This is a genomic window from Thomasclavelia ramosa DSM 1402, from assembly GCF_014131695.1.
Classification (GTDB): domain Bacteria; phylum Bacillota_I; class Bacilli_A; order Erysipelotrichales; family Coprobacillaceae; genus Thomasclavelia; species Thomasclavelia ramosa.
The window spans coordinates 1,725,559-1,750,380 of record NZ_CP036346.1; the positions used below are offsets into that span (position 1 = coordinate 1,725,559).

Annotated in this window: 27 protein-coding genes; 1 reads left to right on the forward strand and 26 read right to left on the reverse strand. The window is 31.9% G+C overall.

Annotated features, from left to right (window positions below; all coding sequences use genetic code 11):
• Positions 1-19: 19 nt before the first annotated feature.
• The 24 genes from EYR00_RS08195 to EYR00_RS08300 all read right to left on the reverse strand — a co-directional run bounded on the left by EYR00_RS08195 (position 20) and on the right by EYR00_RS08300 (position 22,195).
• Positions 20-271: a hypothetical protein gene (locus tag EYR00_RS08195; RefSeq protein WP_003537653.1), complete on the reverse strand. Its 252-nt coding sequence runs from the start codon at positions 269-271 to the stop codon at positions 20-22.
• Positions 272-280: 9 nt separating this feature from the next.
• Positions 281-1,351: a competence/damage-inducible protein A gene (locus tag EYR00_RS08200; RefSeq protein ID WP_003537650.1), complete on the reverse strand. Its 1,071-nt coding sequence runs from the start codon at positions 1,349-1,351 to the stop codon at positions 281-283.
• A gap of 240 nt (positions 1,352-1,591) precedes the next feature.
• Positions 1,592-1,747, reverse strand: a complete 156-nt coding sequence (locus EYR00_RS16100; RefSeq protein WP_003537648.1) for a DUF6323 family protein — start codon at positions 1,745-1,747, stop codon at positions 1,592-1,594.
• Positions 1,748-2,234: 487 nt separating this feature from the next.
• On the reverse strand, positions 2,235-3,074 hold the full coding sequence (locus EYR00_RS08205; RefSeq protein ID WP_029480110.1) for a DUF368 domain-containing protein: 840 nt from the start codon (positions 3,072-3,074) through the stop codon (positions 2,235-2,237).
• Between the two features lie 64 nt (positions 3,075-3,138).
• Positions 3,139-3,513: a DUF3795 domain-containing protein gene (locus EYR00_RS08210; RefSeq protein WP_003537644.1), complete on the reverse strand. Its 375-nt coding sequence runs from the start codon at positions 3,511-3,513 to the stop codon at positions 3,139-3,141.
• Positions 3,514-3,522: 9 nt separating this feature from the next.
• Entirely contained in the window at positions 3,523-4,845 is a 1,323-nt protein-coding gene (locus EYR00_RS08215) for a replication-associated recombination protein A (protein WP_366250547.1), read from the reverse strand.
• A 77-nt stretch (positions 4,846-4,922) separates the two neighbouring features.
• On the reverse strand, positions 4,923-6,776 hold the full coding sequence (locus EYR00_RS08220) for an ABC transporter ATP-binding protein (RefSeq protein ID WP_003537635.1): 1,854 nt from the start codon (positions 6,774-6,776) through the stop codon (positions 4,923-4,925).
• Complete coding sequence (locus tag EYR00_RS08225; protein ID WP_008791655.1) at positions 6,769-8,997, reverse strand: ABC transporter ATP-binding protein; 2,229 nt, start codon at positions 8,995-8,997, stop codon at positions 6,769-6,771. The genes EYR00_RS08220 and EYR00_RS08225 overlap by 8 nt, the downstream gene beginning before the upstream one ends.
• Positions 8,997-9,449 carry a MarR family winged helix-turn-helix transcriptional regulator gene (locus EYR00_RS08230; protein WP_003537632.1) on the reverse strand — a complete coding sequence of 151 codons (453 nt, stop codon included), beginning with the start codon at positions 9,447-9,449 and terminating at the stop codon, positions 8,997-8,999. Before EYR00_RS08230 ends, EYR00_RS08225 begins: the two co-directional genes overlap by 1 nt.
• Before the next feature lie 721 nt (positions 9,450-10,170).
• Positions 10,171-10,590, reverse strand: a complete 420-nt coding sequence (locus EYR00_RS08235) for a C-GCAxxG-C-C family protein (protein WP_003537631.1) — start codon at positions 10,588-10,590, stop codon at positions 10,171-10,173.
• Positions 10,591-10,681: 91 nt separating this feature from the next.
• Positions 10,682-11,488 carry an endonuclease/exonuclease/phosphatase family protein gene (locus tag EYR00_RS08240; protein ID WP_003537630.1) on the reverse strand — a complete coding sequence of 269 codons (807 nt, stop codon included), beginning with the start codon at positions 11,486-11,488 and terminating at the stop codon, positions 10,682-10,684.
• 140 nt (positions 11,489-11,628) lie between these two features.
• Complete coding sequence (locus EYR00_RS08245) at positions 11,629-12,855, reverse strand: glutamate-5-semialdehyde dehydrogenase (protein WP_003537629.1); 1,227 nt, start codon at positions 12,853-12,855, stop codon at positions 11,629-11,631.
• Positions 12,855-13,988 carry a glutamate 5-kinase gene (gene proB / locus EYR00_RS08250; protein WP_003537628.1) on the reverse strand — a complete coding sequence of 378 codons (1,134 nt, stop codon included), beginning with the start codon at positions 13,986-13,988 and terminating at the stop codon, positions 12,855-12,857. The genes EYR00_RS08245 and proB overlap by 1 nt, the downstream gene beginning before the upstream one ends.
• Before the next feature lie 894 nt (positions 13,989-14,882).
• Positions 14,883-15,569, reverse strand: a complete 687-nt coding sequence (locus tag EYR00_RS08255) for a hypothetical protein (RefSeq protein ID WP_022007388.1) — start codon at positions 15,567-15,569, stop codon at positions 14,883-14,885.
• A gap of 11 nt (positions 15,570-15,580) precedes the next feature.
• Entirely contained in the window at positions 15,581-16,018 is a 438-nt protein-coding gene (locus EYR00_RS08260) for a MarR family winged helix-turn-helix transcriptional regulator (protein WP_003537624.1), read from the reverse strand.
• 418 nt (positions 16,019-16,436) lie between these two features.
• Complete coding sequence (locus EYR00_RS15860; protein ID WP_003537621.1) at positions 16,437-16,568, reverse strand: hypothetical protein; 132 nt, start codon at positions 16,566-16,568, stop codon at positions 16,437-16,439.
• Positions 16,569-16,746: 178 nt separating this feature from the next.
• Complete coding sequence (locus tag EYR00_RS08265) at positions 16,747-16,875, reverse strand: helix-turn-helix domain-containing protein (protein ID WP_003537620.1); 129 nt, start codon at positions 16,873-16,875, stop codon at positions 16,747-16,749.
• Between the two features lie 228 nt (positions 16,876-17,103).
• Positions 17,104-17,661 (reverse strand): NAD(P)H-dependent oxidoreductase, encoded by a 558-nt coding sequence (locus EYR00_RS08270; protein ID WP_003537619.1) that lies wholly within the window; start codon positions 17,659-17,661, stop codon positions 17,104-17,106.
• A gap of 15 nt (positions 17,662-17,676) precedes the next feature.
• Positions 17,677-18,153, reverse strand: coding sequence for a flavodoxin (locus EYR00_RS08275; RefSeq protein ID WP_008791649.1), 477 nt, complete (start codon positions 18,151-18,153; stop codon positions 17,677-17,679).
• Positions 18,154-18,160: 7 nt separating this feature from the next.
• Positions 18,161-18,466, reverse strand: coding sequence for a Dabb family protein (locus tag EYR00_RS08280; RefSeq protein ID WP_003537617.1), 306 nt, complete (start codon positions 18,464-18,466; stop codon positions 18,161-18,163).
• 16 nt (positions 18,467-18,482) lie between these two features.
• Positions 18,483-19,337, reverse strand: a complete 855-nt coding sequence (locus tag EYR00_RS08285; RefSeq protein ID WP_003537616.1) for an aldo/keto reductase — start codon at positions 19,335-19,337, stop codon at positions 18,483-18,485.
• A 20-nt stretch (positions 19,338-19,357) separates the two neighbouring features.
• Positions 19,358-19,588: a hypothetical protein gene (locus tag EYR00_RS08290; protein WP_226814607.1), complete on the reverse strand. Its 231-nt coding sequence runs from the start codon at positions 19,586-19,588 to the stop codon at positions 19,358-19,360.
• 136 nt (positions 19,589-19,724) lie between these two features.
• Positions 19,725-20,603 (reverse strand): LysR family transcriptional regulator, encoded by an 879-nt coding sequence (locus tag EYR00_RS08295; RefSeq protein ID WP_040434319.1) that lies wholly within the window; start codon positions 20,601-20,603, stop codon positions 19,725-19,727.
• A 317-nt stretch (positions 20,604-20,920) separates the two neighbouring features.
• A complete protein-coding gene (locus EYR00_RS08300) occupies positions 20,921-22,195 on the reverse strand; it encodes an L-cysteine desulfidase family protein (RefSeq protein ID WP_003537612.1) in 1,275 nt (424 codons plus the stop codon).
• A gap of 153 nt (positions 22,196-22,348) precedes the next feature.
• Between EYR00_RS08300 and asnA the strand changes: the two genes are divergently transcribed.
• Positions 22,349-23,356: an aspartate--ammonia ligase gene (gene asnA / locus EYR00_RS08305; RefSeq protein WP_003537610.1), complete on the forward strand. Its 1,008-nt coding sequence runs from the start codon at positions 22,349-22,351 to the stop codon at positions 23,354-23,356.
• A 28-nt stretch (positions 23,357-23,384) separates the two neighbouring features.
• On the opposite strand, the gene EYR00_RS08310 is transcribed toward asnA, so the two are convergent.
• Positions 23,385-23,624, reverse strand: coding sequence for a hypothetical protein (locus EYR00_RS08310; RefSeq protein ID WP_008791643.1), 240 nt, complete (start codon positions 23,622-23,624; stop codon positions 23,385-23,387).
• 311 nt (positions 23,625-23,935) lie between these two features.
• The gene (locus tag EYR00_RS08315) at positions 23,936-24,796 is read right to left on the reverse strand and encodes a tyrosine-type recombinase/integrase (protein ID WP_003537607.1); all 861 of its coding nucleotides are present in this window, start codon (positions 24,794-24,796) and stop codon (positions 23,936-23,938) included.
• Positions 24,797-24,822 lie beyond the last annotated feature (26 nt).

Below are 24,822 nucleotides of genomic sequence, written 5' to 3' on the forward strand. Positions count from 1 at the left end.
ATTTAGTGACGTTTTTTATTTATCCTTTTAACCCTCTTGACTGACGTTCCATATCCTCAACAACGATATCATAGATTTCACCAAGTGATGCACAATATTCCAACACTTGCCACGGTTCGTTAGTATGGAAATGAATCTTGATCAACTCATCATCACCAACCGCTAACAAACAATCTCCTTTAAAATGTTCAGTAATGTAATCATTGATAACATCTTCATCGAGATTTTTACCTTCAATCAATAGTTGAGTATCATATCTAAATTCTAGCATCTTATTCTCCTAATTATAACCTGGTTGAGTTAAAAATTTATAAACTCGCTCAATAATTTTTGATTCTAACTTATTATATGATAAAGTTGGATCTTTTAATAAAGGTATTTCGAAAACATCTTTTCGTCCTTGATAATCAATCGTTACTTTAATAATTGATCCTAAAGGATGTTCACGGCAATCGATTAATAAATTCATTGTATCTTCAGTATGGTTGTGACCAAGATTAAAATCATCTCTAAGCGTAAAATTATCACATTCATAAATTGTCCAATAAGATGGCATTATATTTGCTAAGGCCTCTTTTAAATTCTTCTCTTTGATAATATAATCTTTTAAAATCTTTTCAATTTCTGTCTTAATTGGAGCAATTTTTTTATCAGCAGTTTCTTTATCGCTTGCTTTACAACCTAATCGAACCCGCACTGTTTCTTCTGAAGCATAAAGAGCAATACTAACTTCTTCTTGGTGATCAATTAAATCTGCTAAGACCTCATCAACCCGACTTTCCCCTATTCCCATGGTTAGAAAATCATATGTGTAAATAATATCCTGCTTAAATTGACTTAAATAATCTTTTAAAACATGATCAACAACATAAGTCATTTCTTTAGGCGGACCAGGCAAATTAACAATCATCTTTTCATCTTTCGACATTACACAGCCATTTGCTGTCCCTACTTCATTTTCTAAAATATAACAATCTTTAGGAAAAAAAGCTTGTTTAAAATTATTTTCCGGAATATCACCCCATCCCGTTACAAATCGACATTTTTCTTCTACCTTTTTAGCTTCTTCTTCATTATATAATAATTCTAAACCCAAATATTCTGCCGATAATTCTTTTGTTAAATCATCTTGGGTAGGTCCTAATCCCCCAGTCGTAATTACACAATTAGCACCACGTTTAAAAGCTACATCTAGACATTCTTTAAAACGATCATGATTATCACCAACTGTCGTTTGATAGTAAACATTAAACCCCAAGTCTTTACACATTTTTTGAATATAAGTTGCATTAGTATTAACAATTTCTCCTAATAACAATTCTGTCCCAACATTAATTATTTCAACATTCATGAAATTATCCTCCTTAATGATTAACTATATTATAGTTAATTTTAATCATTTTGCTAGTCTTTTAATCATTAAAATTATTTCTTGCATATTTTCCTTCTAGCACCTAAGACCAAAGGTCTAGTTGAATACCAAAATAAACTAACAAAAATGACTAAACAAGCAATAAAAGTTAATTATTAGCTGAATTATTCCTAAATCGAATTCAATATACATATCACTCACTCCCTCGTCAACTTCACTTCAATAGTAATAAAAAATTTCTATCAGCTGACTTAGCATCTCTAAATAATCGTATTTGGCAATAAACTGACTATCACAAAATGCTAAAATAAAATCTTTGATAATAGTACTTTTGAATTCTAATAACCCCTTATCAATAATAGTTGCTATCCTCACTTTCGGACTATCCAAATATTACTTATAGCGATTTACACTCTATAAACGTTTCAGTCCTTCATCATTTCTGACTGCTATGACTTCATCTGATTTCTTGTGATAAATCTTTTTCTATCGATGGTATCATTACTGTTTTTAAAGTTTACTGGACTTCATCGTCCACAAGGCCTCCCGAGGTAAGGCATACATCCTTTTTATCTTCACAGGTTTTTGATTTACTGTCTTGGTTTTACGTTTACCTTTTGGACTTGGTTTGTTCTGCAACCTTGTCCACCATTCAGCCTCATCAAATTTCTTTTCGTAACCTCGAAGATTTTTCCACACCACTTCCTCCGCCCATAGCATCACTACTAACGGCTTGTGGTTCACTACTCTTGGCGGTAAATACCCGTGGTTGGACTTTCACCAGCTAGATGTATGCCATGCTCGACACACAGAAAAAGAAGTCATTGGTTTTACAATCAATAACTTCTTTTTTATATTTTAACTATTGAATCTTAGATAATCCAAGAACAATGATTCCTCCTAAAATAACTGCAATAATTGATGTCACAACTAAACTTAAATTATAACTTACATCAAAAGGAATCAATACTAATGATGAAGCAACGATCAATCCTAAAATCAAACTCAAGAATCCAGCTTTATGAGTTTTAGTGAAATATGAACATAATTTTGCACTAACAACTATTCCTACAGCAATACCAATTGCCATAAATCCTAGCGGCATAATAACATCCAGACTAAAACTAGTAACATTTGCTAGATAAGACTTAAATAGATAATATTCTCCTAAAATTAATAAAACCATACTACCGCTAACACCGGGCATAATCATAGTTGCTCCTGATACGGCACCAATAATTATCATTTTAACAAACAAACCAGCACTTAGAGCAGGAAAATCAGGATTAACAACTACTTTCCCTTCTCCAGGATTTAAAAATTCTAACCCAAAGATAATTGCTAAACCACAAATAAAAGGGATAATTACAAGTTTTTCACCTTTCATTTCCCCTTTTAAAAATAAAGGAATACTAAAAGCAATCAAACCAATAAACCAATAAATCGTCTGCGTTGGATAATATTCAAATAACACTTCCAATATTTTCGCAAATCCAATTATTCCAACTCCAGCGCCAACCAAAACCTGAAAAATAAAGATAATATCTTCTTTGCGATTAGGATTTTCTTTTTTAAAGATTCCACTAATAGCATCCATCATGCGATTAAAGATACCTAGAATTACCATCATGGTTCCACCACTAACGCCTGGAATAACGTTAGCAATACCAACAGCGATTCCGCCAATTATGTTTTTTATCATTGAAACTTCTCCTTTAAATACCTCATCATTATAATAAAATATCACCATTATCACAAGCAGTATTTTATTTCCCTTTTAAAATCAAGTGATAAATTGCTTCTTCACTCTCTAAATCATAATCTCCTAAATGGCTGTTAGGATAATGGTAAATTACTCCATTAGACTCATTTTTCCTTAAACAAGCAATTAATTTTTCTTCCCCATATTGTCCAATAAATTTACAAAATGTTCTAATCCGTAACTTGTGTAAAATACTATCCTGACAAGGAAAATCAGGACATTGGCAACAACTATCATATCCTGACTTTGTGCAGCACTGATAATTTTTACAAAAATCCTTTTCTGGACACCCACCTTTTTTACAACCAACACAGCTTTCATTTTCACTACACAGCCCACAAACAAGACCACAATATCCTAATCCTAATTCATCCTTCATATTTAATCCCTAATCCTTATGATGCTTTCGTAAATATTCAATTTGTTCCATCCGTTTAATCACCTTTGCCTCTGTTCCTTGATTAGTAGGAAAATAATAACGATGATCCTTAATATTATCTGGTAAACACTGCATATTTGTAATTTTATCATCATAATCATGCGCATACTGATAACCTTTACCATAATTTAATTCTTTCATTAATTTAGTTGGCGCATTGCGAATTTGTAAAGGAACGGGATCAGCAATTGTATTCAAAGCGTCATGTTTTGCTCGTTCATATGCATTATATAACGCATTAGATTTAGGTGCCAAGGCCATATAAGTTACACAATGAGCTAAATTAACATTACATTCTGGCATGCCATTATAATGGCATGCTTGATATGTTGCTACTGCAATTTCCAAAGCACGACTATCAGCCATTCCAATATCCTCTGAAGCAAATCGAATCAGCCTCCTTGCTACATATAGAGGATCTTCACCAGCTTCAATCATTCGTGACATCCAATAAATTGAAGCATCAATATCACTATTACGCATTGATTTATGCAAAGCACTAATAATATTATAATGTTCTTCACCTTTTTTATCATATAATAAAGATTTTTGATTGATACATTGTTCAATCGTTTCTTTATCCACTACGATTCGATCATGAGTAATTGCTCCATTTAAGACTGCCATCTCTAAAGTATTTAAAGCAACTCGAGCGTCACCGTTAGAAAAACCAGCAATCATGTATAATAAATCATCATCAATCATAACATTTTGATCTTTAAACCCTTTCGGACTTATCAGCGCATAATGCAATAAACCAAATAAATCATCGGTTGTTAGTGCTTTTAAAACAAAAACTTTACATCTTGATAATAAGGCAGAATTAATCTCAAATGAAGGATTTTCAGTAGTAGCCCCAATTAATATAATACTCCCCTGTTCAACATATGGTAAAAAAGCATCTTGTTGAGCTTTATTAAAGCGATGAATTTCATCTACAAAGACGATTGTTTTTTCGCCTAGATCCTGAACTTCCTGTGCTTGTTTCATAACTGCCCGTATATCTTTAATGCCGCTAGTCACCGCACTAAAATTAATAAACTTAGCTTTTGTTTGATTTGCAATAATGCGTGCTAAAGTTGTTTTCCCAACTCCCGGTGGTCCCCAAAAAACCATTGAGGGAACAACATCACTATTGATTAGCTGGTACAAAATCTTTCCCGGTCCAATTAAGTGCCTCTGTCCTACATATTCAGTCAAAGTTGTTGGTCTTAGGCGATTTGCCAGTGGTTCATTTGACATGTTTTTAAACATTGCTTGCTGCTTCATCATCATCACTTCCATTTCCTTATAATTATAACTAATTCCCGCTTTAAAAGCAAAAAAAGAAACAGTTGTTTAAACTGTTTCTATTCATCTGATCCCTCGAATTGAGAACGATACAATGAGGCATAGAAGCCATCTTTAGCCAATAATGAATCATGATTTCCAAGTTCTACAATGTCACCATCTTTCATTACAATAATTGTGTCAGCATCACGAATTGTTGATAAACGATGGGCAATGACAAAACTTGTTCTTCCCTCCATTAGCTTTTCCATTCCTTTTTGAATTAATACTTCTGTTCTTGTATCTACTGAAGAAGTTGCTTCATCAAGAATCAAAATTTTTGGATCTTTTAAGAAAGCACGTGCAATTGTTAAAAGTTGTTTTTGCCCTTGAGAAATGTTAGATGATTCCTCATTGATCATTGTTTCATATCCATTCTCTAATGTTTGTACAAAATGATCAACATAAGCGACTTTACAAGCCTCCTTGACTTCTTCATCACTTGCATCTAATTTTCCATACATTAGGTTTTCCTTAATTGTTCCATTAAACAACCAAGTATCTTGTAAAACCATTCCAAATAATGATCGTAAATCCTGACGTCCAAAATCACGAATATCTTTACCATCAATAAGAATCGAACCACTATTTAATTCATAGAATCGCATTAATAATTTTACGATCGTTGTTTTTCCAGCACCAGTCGGTCCTACAATTGCAACAGTTTGCCCCGCATGAACATGTAAACTAAAATCATTAATAATCGTTTGATCTTTTAAATACCCAAAATTAACATCAGCAAAGGTAACAGAACCTTCAACTTTAGCCACCTCATCAGCAGTAACTTTTGGTGTTTCTGGTTCTAATTCTTCTTCACCTAAAAATTCAAAAACACGTTCAGCCGCTGCTGCTGTACTTTGTAACATATTCATTGTCTGTGCTAATTGTGTTATTGGTTGATTAAATTGTCTTACATATTGAATAAAGGCCTGAATATCACCAATTGTGATACTACCACCACCAGCAAGAACACCACCTAATAAACATACCGCAACGTATCCAACATTTCCAACAAATCCTGTGATTGGCTGCATCAAACCCGAAAAGAATTGTGACTTCCAAGCACTTTCATATAAATTATCATTATACTCATTAAATTGTTCTACTGAAGCAGCTTCACCATTAAATGCTTTAACCACATTATGACCACCATACATTTCTTCAATATGACCATTGACATCACCTAAAGCAGCTTGTTGACGCGCAAAATATTTTTGTGAACGTTTCATTACTAAACCAATCAAAACCATTGATACTGGTAATACGCAAACTGCGATCAAAGTCATAACTGGTGAAATAGTCAACATCATGATAAAGATTCCAATTACCGTTACTGTCGACGTAATTACCTGTGACATACTTTGATTTAGTGATTGTGCGATTGTATCGATATCATTTGTTACTCGGCTTAAAATATCACCACTAGTATGTTTATCAAAATAACTTAATGGCATCCGATCCATCTTTTGAGAAATTGATGTTCTTAAATCATAAGCAACTCGTTGTGAAATAGTTGAAGTAATAAAACCTTGTATATAACTAAATAAAGCACTAATCAAATACAATCCAACTAAAATCAAAATAATTTGACCAATATAATCAAAATCAATTCCACCAGTACCAGCTACTTTAGCCATGATACCTTCACTTAATTTATCTGTTGCTTTAGCTAAAATCTTTGGTCCTACGATTGCAAAAACCGTTGATGCTGAAGCAAAAATCACAACTATAACTAAACGAAAATAATACGGTCTTAAATATTTAAATAATTTACCTAAAGTACCTTTAAAATCTTTAGCTTTTTCACCGCCACGCATTCCGTGCATACCACCAGGTCCGAATTTAGGACCATTTCTTTTTGGTTGATTACTCATGTCCTAATTCCTCCTTTGATAATTGTGAATATGCGATTTCTTGATAGACATCGCAATTTTTCATTAACTCTTCATGGGTTCCTTTTCCAACAATCTTACCTTCATCTAAAACAATGATTTGTTCAGCTCCCATAATTGAAGCAATACGTTGTCCGACAATCAATACTGTATTTTTAGTCTTCTTAACCATCTTATCTAATTCTTGACGTAATTTAGCATCTGTCTTGAAATCTAGAGCTGAAAAACTATCATCAAAAATAAAGATTTCTGGATTTTTAGCAATAGCTCGAGCAATTGCTAAACGTTGTTTTTGACCGCCAGATACATTTGTTCCACCTTGTGAAATTTCACTATCTAATCTTTCTTCTTTATTATCAATAAATTCTTTTGCCTGAGCTACCCGAATTACTTCTTCAAGTTCATCGTCTGTAGCCTCAGGTGCACCATAAGTTAAATTTGATCTAATGGTTCCTGAGAATAATAATCCTTTTTGAGGTACTAAACCAATTTTATCTCTTAAATCATGTTGATTAACATCACGAATATCAACACCATCAATCTTAATATTACCTTCAGTTACTTCATAAAAGCGAGGAATTAAATTGATTAACGTACTTTTACCGGATCCCGTTGAACCGATAAATGCTGTAGTTTCACCAGGCTTTGCAGTAAAACTAATATTTTCTAATACTGCTTCATTAGCACCAGGATATTTAAATGTAACATTATTGAATTCAACTAAACCTTTTTTACTTTCAATAAAAGCTTTAGGTTCCTTAGGATCAACAATTTTAGGTTCCATTGAAATAACTTCATAAATACGATCTGCTGCTACACTAGCCCGTGGCAACATAATTGAAATCATTGCAATCATCAAAAATGACATAATAATTTGCATTGCATACTGCATAAAAGCCATCATTTGTCCGATTGCAATATTACCTAAATCAATTTGTTTTGCTCCATAATATACAATCAATAATGTTACTACATTAAAAATGAACATCATAATCGGCATTAATGAAGCCATTGTTCGATTGACAAACAAATTGACATTTGTTAGATCACCATTAGCCTTTTCAAATCTTTCTTCACTATGCTTTTCATTACCAAATGCCCTAATTACTAGCATACCTGAAAGATTTTCCCGCATTGTTAAATTTAAACGGTCAATTAATGATTGTACGATCTTAAACTTTGGCATCACAATTGCAAAAGTAACACCAATCAAACAAAAAATCACCAATAAAACTAAACCAATAATCCAAGTCATTGATGGTGTATTATTAAAAGCTTTGATCAAGGCCCCAATTCCCATCATTGGAGCAAAACATACTATTCGAATGAACATAATTACGACCATTTGTACTTGGGTAATATCATTCGTTGTTCTTGTAATCAGTGATGCAGTTGAAAACTTATTGAATTCTTCATTTGAAAAACTTTCAACTTTCTCAAAAACATCACGACGTAATAATCTCGAAACACCAGCCCCAACCTTACTAGCCAAGAACCCACAAGCAACAGCACATACAGTACCAGCTAATGCAATTGCTAACATTTTTAACCCAGACCATAAAATATAGTCATTTTGAATCTTATCAGTATCACAACCTAGTCTAGAATATTCTGCTTTTACACCGTTACCGGCAGCAATTTTTAAAGTTGATTCACCCATCGTTTCCATCTGACTATCAATTTTACTAAACATTTTAGCTTTAGTTGTATTATCCATCATTGCTAAAGCATCGTAAGGTGTCATATTTGGCGGTAATTGCCCAAACTGTTCTTGATATTCTTTACTATTTTTATCCATTCCATCAATTGATGTTACCATCAACATTGGTTTAACTAAAATACTCTCTAAACGGTCTAATTTTTTTTCACTTAGATCTTTTAATTTATAGATATTTTGACCTTTTGCTTTAGGAAACTTATCTAAAGTATCTTTATCAAGATTACTGGGTTCAACTAATTTATATGCATCCATAAATTGTTGCTGATCCTCTTCATCCATCAGTACTAATAAATGATTATATGTTTCTTCACTCAAAACATCACTTACTGCACTATCAAAGCCACCAGCCTGAATTCCTACCGAAACGATATCCGACATATAATCAGGTAATGCTAATTCTGATTGTGATTGTAAGAATAATAATCCTACACAAAGTAGAATTGGTGCCCAAAACTTTTTAAAATAATGTTTTAATTTTAGCATTATTCTTCTCCTTTACATTTTTCAATATTCTTTTTCATGATATTAATAACATCATTAATAACAGTTATCTGTTCCTTAGAAACCCCTTCAAACATAATCATTGTTTTTTCTTTCATAATTTTGATTGCCGCCTCAATAAATACCTCTCCAGTTTTTGTAATATTTAAAATATAATTACGTTTATCATTTTTATCTTGTGTTCTAGTTAAATAACCCAGTTTTTCAAGGCGCTGCAATCTCACTGATAAAGTCGCTTTAGTAATATTTAACTTCTTTGCTAAAGCATTTTGATTAATGTTTTGATGATTCTGCAACATAAATAATAACCTTGTTTGATCCGGTGATATATCAAACTTTTCTGTTTTTTCCATCATCATATAATGCATTGTTTTATTTAACCCTTGAAAATTATTAATTACTTCTTCAACATCATCAAAACTTATCTCTTCCATGATGTACCTCCTTTCATTAGTTAGATGACTAACTATTCCGTTAGTACACTAACTATTATAGTTAGTCTACTAACCATTGTCAACTATTTTATAATCAAGTAGCGAAAAATTTTAAATAATTTTCCTCTCTTACACCACTGTCCATACGGTTCCATATACGGCAGTTTAATTAAATTTCAATTTATATCTCAATAAATAATAATCCAAACAACTAACTAGTCTTTATGTGCTAGCCTTTCTTTTGCTACAGCACGCACAACACATGTTTTAGTTATCACGAATTAATAGCGTATGATATTTGTCTTGCTCTACCATGATTGACCCAAGTTTTCTAACACCATGACTAGGCTTTGGTATTTCAACCCTTTTAACAGGTTGTGGTTTGTAAAACCTTGTTTCGATTTGTCTTTTGATGTCTTTCTAGTTTTAATTAACATAATCTTTTATTTCATCATTGGCTACATACATTATCCACACGACTTGTACTTTTATAGACAAGTATCATATTTTTCTTAGATAAGACTTCCTCTAATAATTTAGACATAATTTGCATGCTCTTCTCCTTTTCACTTTCTAATGCCTAGATCCTAGTGTATATGTCCTTTGGCTCAAATACATTTCCGATGCACTATGCGATTCGTCGACAACTACGTTCACGAAGGACTTTCACCCTAAATGTATGACAAGTCGTCATACTTAAAAAGATGTCAAATTTGACATCTTAATCAACTAAATATTTTTCTAGTAATCTTACTACTTCAGCAATTAAATCATCACAAGTAGCACGATTAACTTTTTTATTTGTTTCCCGTAATCCTAGTAGTTCTCCACAAACCACTGATCCATGAGAATCTTCAAATTCTTTACACAAAGCTGCTACTTTTTCATTAACAAATTTTTTTTGTTTAACATCTGCTTCACCTTTACCATATTTAAGTCCTAAAGCCATAGCCCCACCAGTTAAAGTTCCGCAAATTTCTCTTGTCATCCCGACACCGCCACCAAAACCATAAGCAATAGTCATTGCCCTATCCATATCTAAATCAAATAAATCCACATATGCCCCAAGTACTGCCTGAGCGCAGTTATAACCTGAATGATGTAAAGCATATGCTTTTTTCACTCTTTCATCAATATTCATAATTTAGCCTCACTTTTATATAATTTAATTATAGTTTAGTGATAATTATAATCGATGTCAAGACATTAACAATTATGTATTCGTCTTGAATCTAACCCTTTAGAAAAAACTCACCATACAATAAATCATGATCAGAAAATGATGATTTTTTCAAACCACAATTCTTTAATTCAAAAAAATCTGCATAAAAAATATTATCAGGTGCTGCAAATTCGCAGAAAGTCTTGTATTTTTTATTCTCGTTGATACACTTTACCCCTTCCATTTTAAATTTATTGTTCATTTTAAATGAATTAAAATCACCAGCTAAGATGCTGTAACTGTTAAAATCAACATGCTTTTTTACATAATCCATTTGTTTAATACGATATTGATTATCCGCATAAGTTAAATGGGTATTATAAATATTAATTATCTGCTCATTAAAATAGAGCTTTGTTCTTGTAAGGATACGCGGTTCCCTTATTATGCTATTTGGTAATCGTTGAGCCATAACTTCTATTATAGAATATTTACTTAAGATTCCCAAACCATAGTAACCACTTAAAATCCACATGGTAGGATAAAAATAATAATAACAATATCCACTAGAATTTGCCATGATTTTTAGCATGTCAAAATTGCCTGAACGTAAAGAATTCTTATCTACCTCTTGCAAACAAATAATATCAAGTTTTAAATCAATAATATCCTTATTAAAACTTTTTAAATCATTTTTCCCATAATTTAAGGATTTTATATTATATGTTCCTATCCCCAAGGTATTAGTCTTTAAATTTTGAATCTTTTTTTGATCAACAAATTTATAACAATACTCATTAGTTAAGATGCTATAATAATAACGACCTGATATTATCATCAATAATATCTTAATTATTAATTTAAACTGTTTATTCATTTATTTACCTCAATTATTTACTAATTTATTATTGGATAAATTAGTAATTTTAATACAATCAAAATATTTATCTAACTTTCAAAATTCTAATCTGATTCAACTAAAAATAAAAAAGATATAGACAGTTAATTTGCCTATATCTATCTTATTTGCCCATTCCCAAATATTTTATATTTTGTTGATGTCATTTCCTGCAGTCCAATTGGGCCACGTGCATGTAATTTTTGAGTACTAATTCCAACTTCAGCGCCAAATCCAAATTCTCCACCATCAGTAAAACGAGTTGAAGCATTATGATAAACACAGGCAGAATCTAAAGAATCCATAAAATATCTAGCTGTATCTTCATTATCAGTAATAATACTTTCAGAATGTTTGGTTGAATAATCATAGATATGCTCAATCGCTTCATTGATATCATTCACAACTTTAATATTACAAATATAATCATCATATTCAGTAGCATAATTCTTGGTTGTTGCCTTATTGCCTTCTAGATATTTTAAAACTATTTCATCACCAAATATCTTAATTTTATCAAACCTTGGTTTTAATAACGTTAAAAATTCATTTGCAACACCTTGATGAACTAAAATAGTTTCAATCGCATTACAAACTGAAGGACGAGAAATTTTAGCATTAACTGCAACTTCAACAGCCATTTCTAAATCAGCTTCTTGATCAATGTATAGATGACAAATTCCTGCACCAGTTTCAATTACTGGGACAGTTGCATTATTTACAACATGTTGAATCAACCCTGCTCCCCCCCGAGGAACGACAACATCTATATAATTATTGGCTGTGATAACTTCAGTAACAACACTACGATCTGTTTTCTCAATCAAATTAACAACATTTTCAGGTAAAATATTTGTGATTGCCTCTTTGATTACCCTTACTAGAGCAATATTAGAATTAATCGCTTCTTTTCCGCCTTTTAGAATACAAACATTATTTGTCTTTATACAAATAGCAGCTATATCAACTGTAACATTAGGGCGAGATTCATAAATAGTAGCTACTGTTCCAATGGGAATACGAACTTGTTTAATGATTAAGCCATTTGGACGTTTTATCTCACGAACAACTTCACCAATGCAATCATGTAATCCAGCTACTTTTAAAACATCATTAGCAATACTTTCAATACGTGACCTAGTTAATAAAAGTCGATCAACCATTGCCTCACTGATTCCGTTTTCCTTGGCGCAAGCAACATCCTTCTTATTTTCGGCCACGATATAATCAATATTAGAAATCAAATTTTTACTAATAGCTTCTAAAGCTTTTATTTTAGTATCTTTATCAATATTTTGCATCTTTCGACAAGCTAGTTTAGCCTGTTTTAATTGTTCTTCTATCATTAATTTTTCACTCCTTCTACTAATACCAGGTTATTTGCGTGAACTACTTCATCATAATCTTTATAATGTAAAACATCCTCGATTTCACTAGTGTTCAATCCTTTAATCAATCTTATCTCATCACTTGAGTAATTTACCATTCCACGTGCTAACAGATTATCATTACCATCAACAATATCAATAATCTGCGAAATTAAAAAATTTCCTCTTACCTCAATAATTCCCTTAGGCAACAAACTTGAGTGGCATGTAACTAATGCTTTTTTAGCACCTTCATCAACAACGATTGTTCCTTTTGGCATACTTCGATACATAATCCAATGTTGTCTAGAATTAAGGAGTCTTCCAGGTTTACCATCAAAATAAGTACCCACATCTTTTCCTTCAATCAGATCAATCAAAACGTTTGGTTGGTTACCATTAACAATAGCCATATCACAGCCAAAGTCATTACAAACTTTAGCTGCTCTAATCTTAGTAATCATTCCTCCAGTTCCAACCTTGCTTGAAGCATCTTTTGCCATGCTTTCAATTTCTTTAGTAATCCCATCGACATTACGAATCAATCTTGCATTCTTATTCGTATGTGGATTATCATCATATAATCCATCAATATCACTGACTAGTACAACCATATCTGCATTAACAGCCGGTACTACCAGTGATGCTAATGTATCATTATCACCAACTTTAATTTCTTCGACCGCTAAAGTATCATTTTCATTAATAATTGGAACTACGTCATATTCAATCAATGCCTGCATTGCATTGTTAAAATTCATCAACCGCTTACGATCATCAAAATCATCATGATTTAATAAAATTTGTGCACATTTTAAATTAAATAAGCTAAATAAATCTTCATATATTTGCATTAATGAAGCCTGTCCAATAGCTGCCAGAGCTTGCTTTTGAGGAATAGTTTGCGGGCGACATTCAAGATTCATTACATGAACTCCAGCATTAATAGCACCACTGCTGACTAATGTAATACTTATCCCTTTACGCTTAATATATGCTATTTGTTGAATTAAATTTAAAATTTTCTCTTTATTAATATTCCCTTCATCATCACATAATGATGATGAACCTATTTTAATAATTAGATTTTTAATATTGCTTAAATCTCGCATTCTAACTTCCCCCTGTAATTATTTTCTTAATTATACAAGGTTTATCTCATCTTCTCAACAAAAAAGTGTTTAAGCATAAATTACTCAAACACTTTATCTATCGATTTCAACTTCATAAATATATTTAAATTCACCATTGACCTTTAGCATAAATTTATTACAAGTATACTCGATTTCAAAAACGTGAATGCACTTGTTTGCTAATATAGCTGTTTCACCAGTTAAAGCAATTTTTAAAGTTCCATTTTTATTCTATATAACAATTTTTTCATAATCAATATTTTGACCAACTAAAATTAGATATTTTTTTATTGATTTTATAGACGGAAATCGTCTTATAACTTCTTGCAAGTGTTTATAGACCTACCGAAAATTCCTGTGTTTTCAATGGTTTTCCCATATCTCTATATATTCTGTCATATCTCCGCACAGCTTCGTTTTGTAAGCGCGGGCGTCAAAAAAGCGTCAAATACAAAAGCAAAAATCAAATGCAGAAGATGATTTTTTCCTACTCTCTATGTTACGCATTAGAGGCTCATTAAGCCTTGCACGAACGGCATTGCAGACACGAAAACTGATAGGGTAAGGTGTTTGTATCTTTTCCCTGAAAAATATCATTTGACTGCGTAACATTCCAAAGCAAGCTGCTATCTGTTCTGATTATCCTTTTCCTTTCCATTCCTTTATGAAAAGTTCCGTAGCAAGCATAGGAAAGGGGTACCCTTTCCGTAAAATGCAAGCATTTTTTGTCGTTGATAAGTTAACCTCATTTGCCTTATTTTCTACCTTTATAACAAATCAGTATGAGGTCTTTGGCAATTTTAAGGGGAAAACCGCAACAACTTTTCTCTGTTTCATATCACGGACAAGGACATTGAAAACACTAAAAATTAATTAAAACAGGTATCTGCCGTCAAATAAATAAAATCCTGTATCAATCAGCAATACGATAGCAATGATTAATAATACGGCATAGATGGTATAGGTGATAGGCTTTATATTTTTCGCTTTCAGTTTATCAACCAATGCAACCAACTTGTCCAATAGATTTAGGCTGTTGGCGACATAGACAATTAGTGCCATAAACTGACTGACTACAAACCAAATCGTCATGAGCAGAGTTGCGGTCAGAAAGTTTCCCACTTCACCGCCCATAAGAATAACGGCATAATAAGTGGGGTCAGTAAAACAAGAGATTGCAAATACAAAGCCGGTACTTAGGTACTTAATCCAAGCCCCATTAACAGTTTTCTTCTCCTTTTTCTCATTTTTTTTGCTAATATCCAAAAATCTTCGTAGCACCCATATCAGAATAAAAACGGATACCGTAAACTCCAGAACTGCCCAAAACGGGCTATTGTCCCCAGGCACTATACTTTTAAGAATATCTACTGCCGTAGCACCGAAAATAGCGGAAAGTATAGCGCCGATAAAAACGCTAAATCCCGCATAGGAGAGGAAGAACAGCGTAATATTCGACTTCTTTTCTTGCCGCAGTCCCATAGACAAAAGGTAAACTGCTGTAAATGGGTCAACACCTAAAATGCCCAACCCGATTGTACTGATTAATTTGTGTATCATCATTATTCCTCTTATAGATTTTCAATTTTACTGCGGAAAGATGTTAGATATTTTTCCACCAAACGCAATATCTCTTGATGTTCCTTTTCTGTCATTTCCTCAAAGACTTTGTTTTCCACTTGTTCAATAGGCAATATTTTTTCCCTTACAAGTGCCTCGCCTTTTGCTGTCAAATAGATTTTTAATTCTCGTCCGACACCTGCTTGAAATTCAATCACTCCGTCTTGATTTAGTTTTTTTGCCGATGAATTGACGGTTTGCTTATTCAAGAGTGTGTACTTGTAAATTTCTGTCTGCGTACAGCCGTTTCCTAACACAAGAATTGCCTGCAAAATCGCATAAGCACTATCGGAAAGTCCTTGCATTAGGCAAATATCGTGATAAAGCTCATCAATCGCATTATTCAAACGGTCAAATTCTTGTAGAACGGGATGTTTTTCAAACTTCATATTTGCTCTCCTTTAAGTATGAAATCATACTCAATATTATAGTATGATTTCATACTCCTGTCAATGCCTTTCAGAAAACAAATAGCAGAACCAGCCGCCCTTGCTTGCGTGGCATCCAAGAGAGCAAAAGCAACAAGTGCTTTCGCTCTCGAACAGTATGATTTTTCTTATATCTGCCCGTATCGTTTCATATTGCCTTATTGAGTTAGGGCGGCAAAAAAGCGTCAAAGTGTTTTTTTGAGCATTTGAAACCGCGGTTGTATATACCGGAAAATCAAGCATTTATGCGGGTTCGGGGCGTTTTGTTTGTTGCACCGCTAAAAAATAATACTATTTTTTATTATTTATTCAATCATTATCAATATGTGCATTTTCTCAAAAATAAAAATCAGTATATACTAAAACTTTTTTAGTATTGTTATTGTGATTCTTTAGCCACTTTTAATAGATTATCACTCTTAACCTCTAAATCATAATCAAAATTATAATTATCCAAATTAGCAGCAAAGATTTCTAACCCCATTTCAATCAAAAAATCATAATAATACATATCATCGTTGTATATTGAAGATAATTTGTGCTTTGATTAAATAATATATATGTTTTATTTTCACAAATTTATACATGTACTTTTAAAATTACCAGATCTCGATAATTAAAATGTAGAATTGCCAGCCATTGGCAACTATCATAAGTAATATTTTTCTTTTCTTGTGTTGAAACCAAATTCAACCATCTAATAACTCCTTATAACTCAATTCTAAAGCTTTTGCAAGTATTGGATATCGTGATAGCTCCCATTTGCTGATTATCTTGTCTGATACACATAATTTTTCTCCAAATTCTTTTTGTGTCAAACCTTTCTCTTTTCATAACTCCATCATGAAGGATCCGCATTTTTCATTATCTATATTGCTCATATCTTTCACTCCTTGAGCCTATACTACTATTAAAATTCTGATTATTCAATCAACCATCGGTAGAGTTTATATTTATGACAAAATTACTTATATATAAAACTAATCAGGATATTTAGCTTTTATTTTCTGATTAATTTCCAATTTTCAAAAATATGATCTTTTTTGTTACAGTGTTTCTAACAATTCCAATAATTTATCAGCATGCATAACTGCTTTTTCTTTCATTTCAGCCATTTTTTCAATATCATTTCTATTTTGATAAGATACTCCGCCTGTATAGACATATCCAAAGTAATCCAATCCACACAAATTACACATTGCCTTTATCGGCGGGAGGAAATCTTCAATAGGATATTTCTGTGCCCCTTCATAACTATACATAAATTCTGGAGCACCAGTCGTAAAAGAAGCAATCAATTTCTTTCCTTTCAATTTATCACCGGTTGAACCGTGGGAAAAGCCATGCTGAAATGTTTCTTCAAGCCAGCGACTTAGTAATGAAGGCATAGCATACCAGAAAATAGGAAATTGCAAAACAATTATATCTGCATTTAAAAGTTTTTCTTGCTCTGCTTCAACATCAATTTGAAAATCTGAATAAAGTTTGTCTAAATAGACAAATTCAGCCTGTGGTAATTTATTTTCAAGCCTTTCTAATATTGCCTTATTTGCAACAGAATTATTTAAGTCTGTGTGTCCAGATACTACTAATATATTTTGCATAAGTCATTACTCCTTTTATTTCATTTTTTTAACCCAATCAGATAATTCATCTGCACTAACATTTTCGTCAAATCTTTGCCCTTTCATCAAACGAGCACCCTTGCATGAATTTTCTAAATAATCGTTTGTTTTTCCCATTCCGCTCATTCCAGATGTCGCAAATGGAATAATTGTTTTATCCCTTAAATCGTATTGTTCAAGAAAAGTATTGATGATTGTAGGAGCAATATACCACCAGATAGGAAATCCTAAATAGATTATGTCATATTCTCCCATATCACTTATTTTTTCTTTAACGGCTGGTCTGAACGATTTATCGTTCATTTCTACTGATGAACGGCTTTTAGGATTTGTCCAATTCAAATCAGCACTTGTGTAAGGTTGTTCTGGTACGATTTCAAACAAATTCCCCTGCACAACTTCATTTAATCTTTCTGCTACTTTTTTGGTTACACCACTTGCACTAAAATACGCTACTAAAGATTTACTCATTTTTACACTACTCCTTTTCATATTCTACTTGTGTTAATATAAAATTATCTGTTCTGAAAAAGTCTGGTGCTGTTGCACTTACCTTTTGATGAGCAACACTTTGAATAACTTTGTCAAAATCTTGTTTACTTTCTACATCAATCGTCATAGTAACAACATCACTTAGACCAATCCACCCTTTACTTTTTTCTACGATAATTTCTTTGATTTCCGGAAGTTCATTTTTCATGCTTCTCATCAATTCCATTTCTTTTTGGATTTCACTGTCAGTTACTCCCTCTTTGATTGTTGCAATAAAAATATGTCTTATCATTTTTCATCTCTCCTTTTTATTTCTGCCCGACATGAAACATTTTGAAAAATTTATCAATATCCTCTGCATTTTCGTGGTTCATAAATACATTTTCACCCAAGTCCAATTCTTCAATTTTTTTCATTTCTTCATCTGATAGTGAAAAATCAAATATATTAAAGTTTTCTTCCATTCTATTTTTATGAGTCGACTTAGGAATAGCGATTATTCCATTCTGAATTAGAAAACGTAATGCTACTTGCCCGATTGTTTTATTATGCTGTTTTGCAATTTTCATTAAAACTTCATTCTCAAAAATACCTTGACTACCTCTGGCAAATGGTGCCCATGCTTCCAATTTTGTTCCATATCTCTCTAAAAACTTTTTATCATTTTTATGCTGTTGGAAAACATGAGTTTCTAATTGATTTACCATAGGCTTAATTTCACTGAAAGTTGCTAAATCCATAAATCTGTCGAGGTAAAAATTAGACACTCCTATTGCCCTTACTTTTCCTAATTTATATGCTTCCTCTAAGGCTTTCCATGTTCCGTAATAGTCATTGAACGCCTGATGAATAAGAACTAAATCAATGTATTCTATCTGTAATTTTTTCAAAGACTCATGAAGCGAAGCCTTTGCCTTTTCATATCCAGCATTTTCAATCCAAATCTTTGTTGTAATAAATAATTCTTCTCTAGGTACACCACATTTTATGATTGCATTACCAACACCTTCTTCATTGTAATATGCTTGTGCTGTATCAATCAGTCTATATCCAGTTTTAATTGCTTCCAAAACGCAACGCTCTGTTTCCTCATTGCTCATTGTGAATGTTCCATATCCAAGTGCAGGCATTTTTACGCCATTGCTTAAAGTGATAAACTCCATTTTTTTCAACTCCTTTTCATTTACGCATTCTGTAATTCATGCCGTAAAAAATCTATTTCCTGTAATTGATTTTCTTTTACATGAATTTCTTCAAGAATTTTTCTACGTTTTTCGCTTACTATCTGTATTCGTTTTTCTTTTGTTGAAGTGCCTAAATGTGAAAGTCTAATATATAATTCAATTTTTGCATTTGTGAACCCCAAATCATTAAGGATTGTATTGTATTTTTCACCCCTCATGTAAAGGTTCAATTTTCCACCCCTTTCAAAGAAAATAGGTGCACCAAGATAGCGGGTTATCTTGTTACACCTATATTTTAAAGTTCATTCATTGATATGTCTAATGCTTATGTTGGATTAACAGAAATACAAATATTGAATTTCTATTTTAATTATGTTTATAGCGGTCTTTTATAAAACTGATAAAGGTATTTGTTGCCTTAGAATATGATTGACGGTCTTTCCATGCAAGTACAGAAGTTAATTCAAGTTTAGGTTCAAAAGGAATAAACTTCATGTCATCATAATAATTATCTAACTTCACACAGATAACTGCTCCTTTTTTCTCTTTGGCAACAATTACAGCATTATACAATAGATTATAATTTGCACATGATTCCATTTCTTTCGCAAAATCCCCTGACCAACTTGCCAACTCATGATGAACTGGCGTATCAAGGTGTATTGTTATAACCTTTGTGCCTACTAATTCACCAGGGTAGATTACCTGTTTCTTAGAAAGGGGATTATCTTTATGAATGAGAACGCCCCATTGTTCTTTTGTCCTCATACGGATAAAATCATACTTTACGACATTCATTGGTTCTAATAACAAGCCCAAGTCTAAAGTACCTTGTTCCATACGTTCCTTAATATTTTCGTTGTTTCCGCTATATAACTCAAATTGTACGAAAGGGTATATGTTTTGAAAATCAGTGATAAGTTTTGCGATTTCTTGTGCACTTCTCATTTCTCCACAGCCAATTGCAATGTTTCCTGATAATACATCAGTATCTTGTTTTAATTCCGCCTGTGCCTTATCTGCCAAATTCACGATTTCCTGTGCTCTACGGCGAAATAATAAGCCGTCATTTGTTAAGTATATACTATGATTACTCCTTTGAAACAATTTGACACCCAATTCTTCCTCTAGCTGCATAAGCTGCCTTGAAAGCGTAGGCTGTGTGATATGAAGAAGTTGTGAAGCTCTTGTTATATTTTCTTCTCTTGCAACCATTAAAAAATAATTTAAAACTCTAATATCCATTTCCCCACCTGCTTTTTGTTTCATTATAGAATAATAAAAATACATTTACAACATTTCTCTTATACCTATATTCATTTGCAAGCAGGTAAATACAGGTTATTCCTTAATATCCTTTTGTTTAGGAAATTCCACATTCCCATTTTGAAATTATTTTATCACTAATCCTCAATTAATCAGTCAGTTGTTTTGAGATGATTTTTCTCTGTCATCATAAATATACTATTTCTCCAATATTTTCATTTTATACCACATGATTATAATTTTAACTCATTCTATAAAATAATAAACACTTCATAGCATACTAATAAAATAAAAAGTTAGCAGTTTGTCATGATCTTAATTATTTCTTTATCTGTTTCTTTCATTCCTTCTTTACCAAGACGAGCAACATTACGAATCGTATTCTCTACACCTTTAACAACGATTCCATCACCGTCTTTGAATTCTTGACCATCTAAATACATCTTATATCCAAGAATACCAGCATCCACACTAGCTGCAATTTTTGCCGCACAAGAAGATTTTGCACCATCACAAATAATTCCTGAAGTTATTGCTAGTGAATTTACAATTGTGTGAGCAATGCATTCATAATCAGCACCATATAAATAAGCAATTCCACATCCAGCTGCACATCCGGCACTAACAGCCCCACAATAAGCAGATAAACGACCAATTCCATTTTTTTGATGAATCGCAATCAAATTTCCTAGTACTAAAGCACGGTATAACTTCTCATCATTAACATTTAGCTCTTTTGCATATTCAATGATTGGTAAAGAAACGGTCATTCCTTGATTGCCGCTTCCAGAGTTAATAACAACTGGCAATTCACACCCTGACATTCGTGCATCACTTCCTGCAGCGGCAAATGCCTTTGCACGAGTAATAATATCCTGTCCTGAATTTAATAAAACACTACCAATATTGGCGCCATAATTATTAGTTAATCCTTCTTTTGCAATGGCACTATTATAAGCAATTTGTCTTGAAATAATCTCTTTGACATCATTTAGATCAACAATATTGGCAAATTCCAAAATATCCTTAACGTTTAGGCTACAACGATCAATTACCATTTCATTATTACAAATTTTATTTTCTTTAGAGAATAAAACTCTATGATTTTTTTCAATTGATATAATATTAGTGTGTTGATCAACAATTCTGACCATGGCATAATTATCATCATCAAATAAAGTAATTTTAATATCTAAGATATGCTCCGTTTCTAATGGTCTTACTATAATACAATTATGCTCTAAATAATCTTTTATTTCCTTGATTTGATCTTTTTTTACATCAGCAATTACTTCCAATACCTTGTTCGCATTGCCAGCAATTATCCCTGCTGCTACTGCTGCTTCAATCCCTTTTAATCCGTTTGTATTAGGTACAATTACACTCTTAACATTTTTTATAATATTACCACTTATTTCAACTAGACAGCGTGTTGGAGTAGTTCCTAAAATATCACGGGCCTTACTAGCACAATAAGAAAGAGCAATTGGCTCTGTACACCCCATCGCCGGTACTAATTCCTCTTTTAAGATTTGTACATATGTCTGATATTTTATTTCATCAAGTGCCATTTTTATGCCTCCTTCTATTGTAATTATAATCTTATCGTCTTTTTTTACTTTTTACAATAAACGTTTATAAAAATTACTCGATTTTATAGTTGTATACATGTATTTATACATGTTACAATGTAGAAAATAATTAAAAGGAGATTAATAATTACAATGAACTTAATTATACCTGAAAACTACGATCCAGTTTTGGATCTTCGTCAAACCCAGGAAGCAATTAAATATATTCGTGATACTTTCCAAAAAGAGATTGGACGCGCTCTACATTTATCAAGAATATCTGCTCCGCTATTCGTTCAAAAAAGTAGTGGTTTAAATGATAACTTAAATGGTTTCGAATCACCTGTCTCATTTACTATTAATGAAATACCTGGAGAACAAATTGAAGTAGTTCATTCACTAGCTAAATGGAAAAGAATGGCACTTAAAAAATACGGTTTTAAAATGCATGAAGGTTTATATACAAATATGAACGCCATTAGAAAAGATGAAGAAGTTGATAATTTACATTCTTATTACGTAGATCAATGGGATTGGGAAAAAGTGATTGCTAAAGAAGAACGTACTGAAGAAACTTTAAAACGTCATGTTAAAAAGATTTTTAAAGTAATCAAACATATGGAACATGAGGTATGGTATAAATATCCACATGCTGTAAACCGCCTTCCTGATAAAATTCATTTCTTTACATCTCAAGAATTAGAAGATCGTTACCCCGATTTAACTCCTAACGAAAGAGAAACAGCGATTTGTAAAGAATTAGGATGTGTTTTTGTAATGGGCGTAGGCTGTAAATTAAAAAGTGGAATTAAACATGATGGTCGGGCTCCTGACTATGATGATTGGAATTTAAATGGGGATATTTTATTCTGGTTTGAACCATTACAATGTGCATTAGAAATTTCTTCAATGGGAATTAGAGTCGATGAAGATACACTTGTAAAACAATTAAAAGCTGAAAATTGTTTAGATCGTCTTAAACTCCCTTATCATAGTCAAATCGTTAACAAAGAATTACCATACACAATTGGTGGTGGAATCGGGCAATCAAGACTATGTATGTTATTATTGAAAAAAGTTCATGTTGGAGAAGTTCAGGCAAGTATTTGGCCACAAGAAATGATTGATGAATGTACTAAACACAATATTAATTTACTATAAAAAACATTGGAAGATACTCCAATGTTTTTTAATTATGACGATAATAGTCACATAGGTATTCTTTTGCAGCAGCTTTACCAATTGATTTATCTACATCATTTCCAGTTAAATATATAATTGCATCATGCCATTCTTTCATACTATAATCATCAACATTTAAAGACAGAATTGCAGAATACAATACATCTTTACCAACATACCTTAAATCAGAAATAATCATACAATTTGTAATATTTCTTAATTGACCTAATAACTCTTCTTTTTCCACTTCTGTACCCCTCAATATCTTATTAAATATATATTATTTACCACATAACACGTATTATGTGGTATTGATTAACAAAATATTCTCTGAATATCATTTTACATCATTAAGTTAATTTTAACAAGGAATTTGAAATATTATTAACAGCATTTTTATGGAATCTCGGACAATTATTTCTTTTTCTAAAATATATTTTTTAATATTTTAAAATTTATTCACACTTAAAGAACTCAATTTTAATTTTAAGTGTTTTGCAGTGTTATTTTTATAGTAGTTACCACATAATACGTGTTATGTGGTATTTGATTTTTATTTTAATTATTTTTTCGGTTAGAAAATACTAGATCCATCTGATCAAAATATCTTTTAAATTCACGACCACTTGACATTGTATAAATACGAGTAGTGTCCATACTTGAATGTCCTAATAAATCTGCTAAACGTGCAATATCTTTTTTTAAATTATAGTAAGTAACCGCAAAAAGATGACGTAAATTATGAGGATAAACTTTACTGCGCTCAACCTTAGCATCATCACACAAATCTTTCATCGCTTTCCAAATATTACTGCGATCTAACGGTCTTCCGCTTCTGGTTACAAATATTGCCCCATTTTCAATTTTATTTTTATGACAATATTTTAATAAGATTCTTTTTAGATCATCACTAAAAAAAATTTCTCTTACTTTTCCTTTATTATATATTTGCGCATACCCATCCTTAAGTGCTTGGACTGTAATGTATCGATGTTCGCTAACACGTATTCCAGTTGAGCAAATTGCTTGCAGTAAAACATATAGACGCTCGTTTTTTTGCTTTCGGGCAGCATTAACTAATCGTTTATATTCATCTTTTGATAGTTCTTTGCTTTCTTCTAAAAAAACTCTTTTTTGAATTTTTAGTTCTTTGATTTTACATTCTAGCCAACCATTATATTCAAAAAACTGATTTAATGCTGCAAGCATACTATTTATGCTAGTAGGCTTATATGATTTCATTAATTCTTCTTTATATAATTTAACTAATTCCTTGGTAACTTCCTTTTTATCCGCATATTGATAAAATTTTTCAATATCCCGTATATATTTAGTTATTGTTGCTAAACTTTTTTCTTCATCAATTAGATGATTTTTGTAATTAACGATTAATTTTTGATTTATTTCTCTTTTATTCATCTATAATAATCTCCTTAATCTCAATA